This is a genomic window from uncultured Legionella sp., assembly GCF_937871865.1.
Lineage (GTDB): Bacteria > Pseudomonadota > Gammaproteobacteria > Legionellales > Legionellaceae > Legionella.
Window position 1 is genome coordinate 1 of record NZ_CALMPD010000071.1, and the last position, 6,987, is coordinate 6,987.

Below are 6,987 nucleotides of genomic sequence, written 5' to 3' on the forward strand. Positions count from 1 at the left end.
GCGTTATTCCTGTAAATAAATTACAGTCTAGCTCAAAGTTAAATTGACGCTGCCGATCAAAGCCTTCCTGAATTAAATCGACTGTTCTATCGGTAGCGTTTAATACAATATTTACTTCTTTATATTGTTGCATAAACCGGGTAATCGTATTGGCAAAGGCCGATTGAGCAAAGAGAGCAGGGCAGGTTATGCGAATACGGCCGCGCGGGGTGCTTTGCACTTGTTGAGCGGCTTCATGTGCATATTGCGCTTCATTGACCATTGCCTTGCAATGTTGATAAAACACTTTTCCTATGTCAGTTAATGCCAATTTTCTTGTGGAACGATGTAATAGACGAACACCCAAGCGCTCTTCCAAATCGCTAATGCGTCTGCTTATTTTTGATTTGGTTATTCCTATACTGTTTCCTGCTTTCGTAAAACTGTTTTGTTCCACTACAAGACAGAAAAAATATAAATCATTGAGATCAGGTAGCATATTATTCTCATCGTAAATTGTGATTTAAAATGATTTACAACGCTCATTGACTCTAATTATAGGACAATAAATCATATAAAAGCTATCTTATCATTTATTGTTTCAGGACTATGCTATTAATAGGCCCATTAAATTTTAGGAATAATGAAATGAAACTACTCGCACTTGATTCAAGCATATTAAGCAAATTTTCTGTTTCTCGTCAGTTAACTCATAGTTTTGTTAACCACTGGCAGCAGATGCATCCTGATACAACGGTGACTTATCGCGATTTGCATGCACAACCAATTAATCATTTGTCTAACAGTATTTTAAGCGCTGGTACTTTGGATGCTACACAAATTGCTCCGAGCATCAAAGAGGAATTGGATTTATCACAGCAATTAATTTCAGAGTTTTTAAGTTCTGATGTGATTGTGATTGGCGCCCCCATGTATAATTTTTCAATATCCTCTCAATTAAAAACATGGATTGATCGGGTTCTTGTTACTGGAAAAACATTTAAATATGTGGATGGTAACGTTCAAGGGTTAGCTGGAGGAAAGCAGGTTTATATTATATCAAGCCGTGGAGGCTTTTATAATGCGGAACCGATGCAAAGTCTTGATCATCAAGAACGTTATTTGACTACTGTTTTTAACTTTGTTGGTATCAATGATATTCGCTTTATTCGAGCAGAAGGTGTGAATATGGGAGAACAGATACGCAATCAGTCTTTGCAGCAGGCTGAAGCACAAATCAGGGAGCTTTTTGAATTTCAGGTTGCGTAATGGTATTTTGAGTGATTATGAATCAGAATTTTTAGATCCACGAAAGATAGTGGATCTATTTAAAATTGAAAATCAAGGCGTAAACTGGTTGTGCTCCCGAAAATAGACTGCTCGTGTGGAAATTGGCTCCTTCTGAACAAACTGATATAAATATTTGGAATAAATACGGTCCTACTTTCAACTGTGGTTTAAATGTTGCTATGATAATTAGGGTATTCGTCTAAATAATGGATTACTCCCTGACTGCGAGGGCTATTAGGCTTCTGGGTAGGGTTTATGGCCACTTAGGCCGTCATCCAGAGGGGCTAGCGACGAAGGGAGCTCCTTAGATTCAGGAGATCCTTCGCTATGCTCAGGATGACGTACTTTCTTAATGGCAGTGACAATGGATCGAGAGCTTCAAATAAATAGAATGAATCATTATAAAAGGGATTTTTATGAACAAAAGAATATATCTATTTATTCAAATTGTGACATTATTTGCTTTTAGTTTTTTCCTCATTGGTTGCGAGGATAATAATAGCGTAATAGCTCCGACCATACGACCTGTCAAAACATTATTAATTGAAGTGGAAGCCAGTAATGCCAGACGTTCTTTTCCTGGGCGAGCGCAGGCAGTTCAAGAAATTGATTTATCGTTTAAAATAGGTGGACGATTAATAGAGCGGCCTATTAATGTTGGTGATCTCGTAAAAAAAGATCAGGTTATTGCGAGGCTTGATTCTCGTGAATTTGAAGCGAGATTAAGATCGGCCCGTGCGGAAGCGCAGCGGGATGAACAAAACTACAGAAGAGCACAGCAGCTAACCCGAGGTGGACACATATCTAAAGCCGATTTTGAATTATTGAAGACAAAAGCAGCTATTGCTAAAGCGAATGTTGATTTAGCGGAAAAGACATTAGCCGATTCAGTAATTAAAGCTCCTTTTTCTGGCCGCATTGCAAGTATTTCTGTTAAAAATCATCAAACCGTAACCGCAAACCAGCCTATTGCCCGTTTGCTTGATACCTCACACATTGAGATGGTAGTTCAGGTTCCTGAAACGCTTATTAGCGTTATTCCTCATTTAACAGAGATTACCGTTCAGTTTGATGCCTTTTCTCATGTGCGTATTCCAGCTGTGATTAAGGAAATCAGCAACGAAGCATCAACAGATACTCGGACATTTCCCGTTACCTTATCGATGGATCAACCTGCCAATGTTAAAATTTTACCAGGCATGGCTGGTAGTGCAACGGGGACAATTGTTTCTTCTGATAATGCCGATGGCTCTCTGATAACGTTACCTGTTGCAGCGGTGTTTTCGCCTGGCCAAGATAAGAATAGCTATGTTTGGATAGTTGATAAAAACACTAAAAAAGTTCATCAGCAACAGGTGAGCATAGGTGAACTTACTGCGACAGGGATCGCAATTACCAGCGGTCTTAAGGCAAATGATCTGGTTGTGATAGCCGGGGTTCATTCCTTGAGAGAAGGAGATGTTGTTACTCTATTAAATCAGTCGGGTGAGTGATCCTATGTTTAATTTAGCAAAACTGGCTATTGAAAAAAAACAAGTAACATATTTTATTGTCTTTATGTTATTCGTTGCGGGCTGTTTCAGTTTCTTGAAATTGGGACGATTGGAAGATCCTGAGTTTACAGTTAAAACGGCTATAGTGACTACTCAGTATCCTGGCGCGAGTGCTGAACAAGTTGAATTGGAGGTGACTGATCGTATTGAAAAGAAAATTCAGGAAATGGCAGAGGTTAAAGACATTTCTTCTATCTCAAGGCCAGGTTTGTCTATTATAAAAATTAATATCAAAAGCCATTATTGGTCAGATCGATTGCCACAAGTTTGGGATATCTTGCGCAAAAAGATACAGGATGTCAGCCCAGCACTTCCTCCTGGAGCCAATGCGCCTATGGTGGGCGATGATTTTGGAAATGTCTTTGGTTTTTTATTAGCGGTAAGTGCGGATGGTTTTAGTTACAGTGAGTTGGAACATTATACTAAGGAATTGCAACGGGAATTAAGTATTGTTCCTGGAGTTGCTCGTGTCGACTTATGGGGCGTGCAGCAAAAACGAATTTATTTGGATATAAGTAACACGCAATATTCTGAATTAGGTATTTCTCCTTCGGATCTGCAACGTACTTTGAAACTGCAAAATCAGGTTGTTGATGCAGGTTCCGCGGATTATCAACAAGAACGATTGCGCATAGCCCCTACGGGTGAATTTAATTCAGCTGAAGAAATTAGTAATTTAACCATTACACCTTTAGTAAGTGGTTCAGGTCTGAATAAAAATAATGAGCTTCTACGCATTCGTGATTTTGCTACGGTCTGGGAAGGCTACGCTGATCCGCCTCAGCAATTGATGCGCTATTCAGGTTTGCCTGCAATTGGAATTGCGTTAGCTCCTTTAGCGGGAGTTAATGCGGTTCAGGTGGGCCGTGATATAACCAAGAAATTAAATGAACTAAAAGCTCACTTGCCACATGGCATTGAAGTAGAGACGATCTCCTGGCAATCAGACATTGTTGCTGAATCTATTCATTCATTTATGATTAATCTGCTTGAGGCCGTGATTATTGTTTTAGCTGTGTTGGCCCTGACAATGGGGATTCGTGCTGGTTTGATTATCGGTATCTCGGGATTGATCTTAGCTATTCTTGGAACGTTCATTGTGATGTATTTATTGGGAATCGATTTGCAGCGAGTATCCTTAGGAGCACTTATTATTGCTATGGGTGGCGCCGTTGACAATGCAATAGTTGTTGTTGATGGATTTATAACTCGTTTATCCAAAGGTATGCCACGAGAAGAAGCGGCAGTTGAGGCGACACGCTATTCGGCCTGGCCTTTACTTGCTGCCACTGTTGTTGCTTCGATGGCATTTTATCCTATTTTTGCATCAACCAATGATACTGGAGAGTATGCCGGTAGTTTGTTTACTGTGGTGACTACTGCATTATTAATAAGCTGGATTCTTTCGCAAACCATCACTCCATTGATGTGTATGGCATTTATTCCTAATCCGAAAAAAACGCAAAGTGAAGAGCTTGTTTATAACGGACGTTTCTATCGTGGGTTTAAGCGCTTGTTAATCGGAGCAATACGTTTTCGTTTTGCTTTTTCTATCGTTATGTTTGCGCTGCTTGCATTGTCATTTTATGGCTTTCGCTATGTGCCCATTATGTTTTTCCCTGATTCATCTCGGTTGCAACTTACCGTTGACTATTGGGCACCAGAGGGAACTCGAATTCAGCAAGTGTCAGAAGAACTTAAAATTTTGGAACATAAGCTGTTCAAAGATCCCGGGGTAACCAGTGTCAGCACTTTTATTGGACAGGGACCTCCGCGGTTTTATTTGCCGGTAGAGTCTGAATTTCCATATTCCTCTTTTGCTCAATTGGTGGTTAATACCTCCAGTTTATCGGATATAGAGCGTTTGGTTGATACGATACCCTCCTGGAGCAAGATTCAGTTTCCACAATCCATGGTTCGAGCACGCAAGTATACTGTTGGGGCTTTTAACAATTGGCGAATTTCTGCACGTTTTAGTGGGCCAGCTAATGCTAACCCTGAGATTTTACGTCATCTTGCCGATCAGGGGATGGCTATTCTCCGGGCTAATCCAAATGCCATTGATGTACGTACAGACTGGCGGGAGCCTGTGTTACAGATTACGCCAGAATATCAAGAAGAACGTGGACGATGGGCAGGAGTCAGCCGTCCAGACCTGGCACAAGCATTTCGTCGCGCTTATGATGGCGTTTTGCTCGGATTATATCGTGAAGGGGATGATTTAATTCCTATCATGATGCGCCAACCTCAGGCAGAACGGATAAAAGCAGCTGTTGATTTGGCTTTAATTCAAGTGAGTTCACTGCTCAATAGGAATACAGTACCTGCCATACAAGTACTTGATGGGATTCGTTTACAATGGGTTAATCCTATTATTTGGCGTTGGGATAGGCGACGTGCTATTACGGTACAAGCATCACCACACTTGGTTACCGCTGATACTCTTCGTGACAGTATTTTGCTTGAGTTTGAAAAGATTAAACTGCCCCCGGGATATACTCTGACCTGGGATGGTGAGTACAGAAGCAGTCTTGAATCACAGCAGGCATTAATTCCTGGTTTATTTCCCACTGTAGTGGTGATGTTGCTCATGATTGTTTTACTTTTTAATTCGTACCGTCCCCCCTTAATTATTATTGCTCTTATTCCTTTTGTGATGATTGGGGTAACTACAGGGCTTATTATTACTCAGGTTCCTTTTGGATTTATTGCGCTATTGGGTGCTATGAGCTTATCGGGGATGATGATAAAGAATTCTGTGGTTCTTTTGGATCAGGTACACTCTAATCGGATGGCTGGAATGTCGCCTTATGATGCCGTGTGTTCGGCTGCGGTCAGTCGTCTGAAACCCGTCGTGAATTCTGCTGCAACAACTATCCTCGGAGTTATCCCTTTATTACAAGACGTGTTTTGGGTTTCATTAGCCGTGACGATTATGTTTGGCTTGGCCTTCGGAGCACTACTTACTATGTTTTTAGTACCTGTATTTTATTGTATTTTGTATCGTATCAAACCGGAAAAAATGCAACATAATCAAAACCATGATTTGTAGGCCAGTGCTTAGCCGCACATCCATTAAGTTAAGAAAAGCACGTCATCCTGAGCATATAGCGATCTCCTGAATCCCGGGAGATCAACTTTGTTAGCTTCAGTGTAATTCCATCGTTTAGTCAGAATGTATCATCTGGGATGATGTGTACCTTTGTTTGTAGCAGTTTTTGGTAAATAAATTGCTCTTTTCGTAATAAGCCTAGATCATTTAGCAACAATTCAACTGGTCGCCATAAAGCGACCCAGCCAATGACGGTGAGTCCTTCAGTTAAAACACTACGAAATATCGGCATGTTAGGTAAAATTCCAGGGCTATTCAAAAGGGTAACGAGTCCCATACAGAACGTAAGAAATATTATTGCATTGCGTAGGGCATGGGTTAGATTTCTGCGAAACAAAAACATATTATCTGTGTTTTCTTCGATACGATTTTTTATATAATGATAAAACATGTTGCTCACTATATTGTTATCCGTTTCATTTGCTTTGTTAGTTGGTAAATGAATCATCACATTTGAGAAATCATAACAACCAGTCGATTCCCATCTGAGAATTGCTCTTGGAAGAGCTGCCTGACCGATACATTCTGGTTCATAGTCTGAAAAAGGATTTTGTTGAGGAGCAATGACAAGATCTGCAAGATCATGTACTTTGACGACAAAATTTGTTGATTCCATCATATTCGTTTGACATCCATTTTGTCTGATTGCAATTGCGTATTTAGTTTTATTTTAGTTCATGATAGATGTCCTGTCTAAATGAATCATAGAAAAGCAAGCGTTTTTATGGTGATACTAAAAATTGATATTGATCAGCAGAATCCCAACTATCTATCATCAATAAGTCTTTGATATTTTAATAAATTATTATATGCTGCGCTTCAATACATTGGAGATATGTAATTATTTTTGAAAAAAATAAAAGTGATTTACATTGCCACTTAAATGGGAGCTTTAGTCTAGAGTTTCTCAAACAACTAGCAGAAAAACATGGATGTATCGATGTATATGCTTCGTATAAAAAGCTCAGGCAAGAGTATCTTGAGGTGACTAAAGAGCAGCCCTCCCTTGGATATCCTAAAAAAATAATCGATATGATTTGGGGCCTTTTCGGT

5 protein-coding genes are annotated in these 6,987 nt (G+C 39.9%); 3 read left to right on the forward strand and 2 right to left on the reverse strand.

Annotation, left to right across the window (positions count from 1 at the left end; translation table 11 throughout):
• Positions 1 to 478 (reverse strand): LysR family transcriptional regulator (locus Q0495_RS04050; RefSeq protein WP_298623379.1); only part of this gene is annotated, 478 nt, incomplete at its 3' end.
• Positions 479 to 627: 149 nt separating this feature from the next.
• Between Q0495_RS04050 and Q0495_RS04055 the strand changes: the two genes are divergently transcribed.
• From Q0495_RS04055 to Q0495_RS04065, 3 genes are all read left to right on the forward strand, one after another.
• The gene (locus tag Q0495_RS04055) at positions 628 to 1,248 is read left to right on the forward strand and encodes an NAD(P)H-dependent oxidoreductase (RefSeq protein ID WP_298623381.1); all 621 of its coding nucleotides are present in this window, start codon (positions 628 to 630) and stop codon (positions 1,246 to 1,248) included.
• A gap of 437 nt (positions 1,249 to 1,685) precedes the next feature.
• A complete protein-coding gene (locus tag Q0495_RS04060) occupies positions 1,686 to 2,762 on the forward strand; it encodes an efflux RND transporter periplasmic adaptor subunit (RefSeq protein WP_298623383.1) in 1,077 nt (358 codons plus the stop codon).
• A 4-nt stretch (positions 2,763 to 2,766) separates the two neighbouring features.
• The gene (locus Q0495_RS04065; RefSeq protein ID WP_298623385.1) at positions 2,767 to 5,874 is read left to right on the forward strand and encodes an efflux RND transporter permease subunit; all 3,108 of its coding nucleotides are present in this window, start codon (positions 2,767 to 2,769) and stop codon (positions 5,872 to 5,874) included.
• A 118-nt stretch (positions 5,875 to 5,992) separates the two neighbouring features.
• Here the strand turns inward: Q0495_RS04065 and Q0495_RS04070 are convergent, their stop codons facing one another.
• Complete coding sequence (locus tag Q0495_RS04070) at positions 5,993 to 6,553, reverse strand: hypothetical protein (RefSeq protein ID WP_298623387.1); 561 nt, start codon at positions 6,551 to 6,553, stop codon at positions 5,993 to 5,995.
• Positions 6,554 to 6,987: the final 434 nt, after the last annotated feature.

Coding starts and splice junctions, on each gene's coding strand:
- Q0495_RS04070 (WP_298623387.1), bottom strand. CDS start 6,553: ATGATGGAATCAACAAATTTTGTCGTCAAAGTACATGATCTTGCAGAT.
- Q0495_RS04055 (WP_298623381.1), top strand. CDS start 628: ATGAAACTACTCGCACTTGATTCAAGCATATTAAGCAAATTTTCTGTT.
- Q0495_RS04065 (WP_298623385.1), top strand. CDS start 2,767: ATGTTTAATTTAGCAAAACTGGCTATTGAAAAAAAACAAGTAACATAT.
- Q0495_RS04060 (WP_298623383.1), top strand. CDS start 1,686: ATGAACAAAAGAATATATCTATTTATTCAAATTGTGACATTATTTGCT.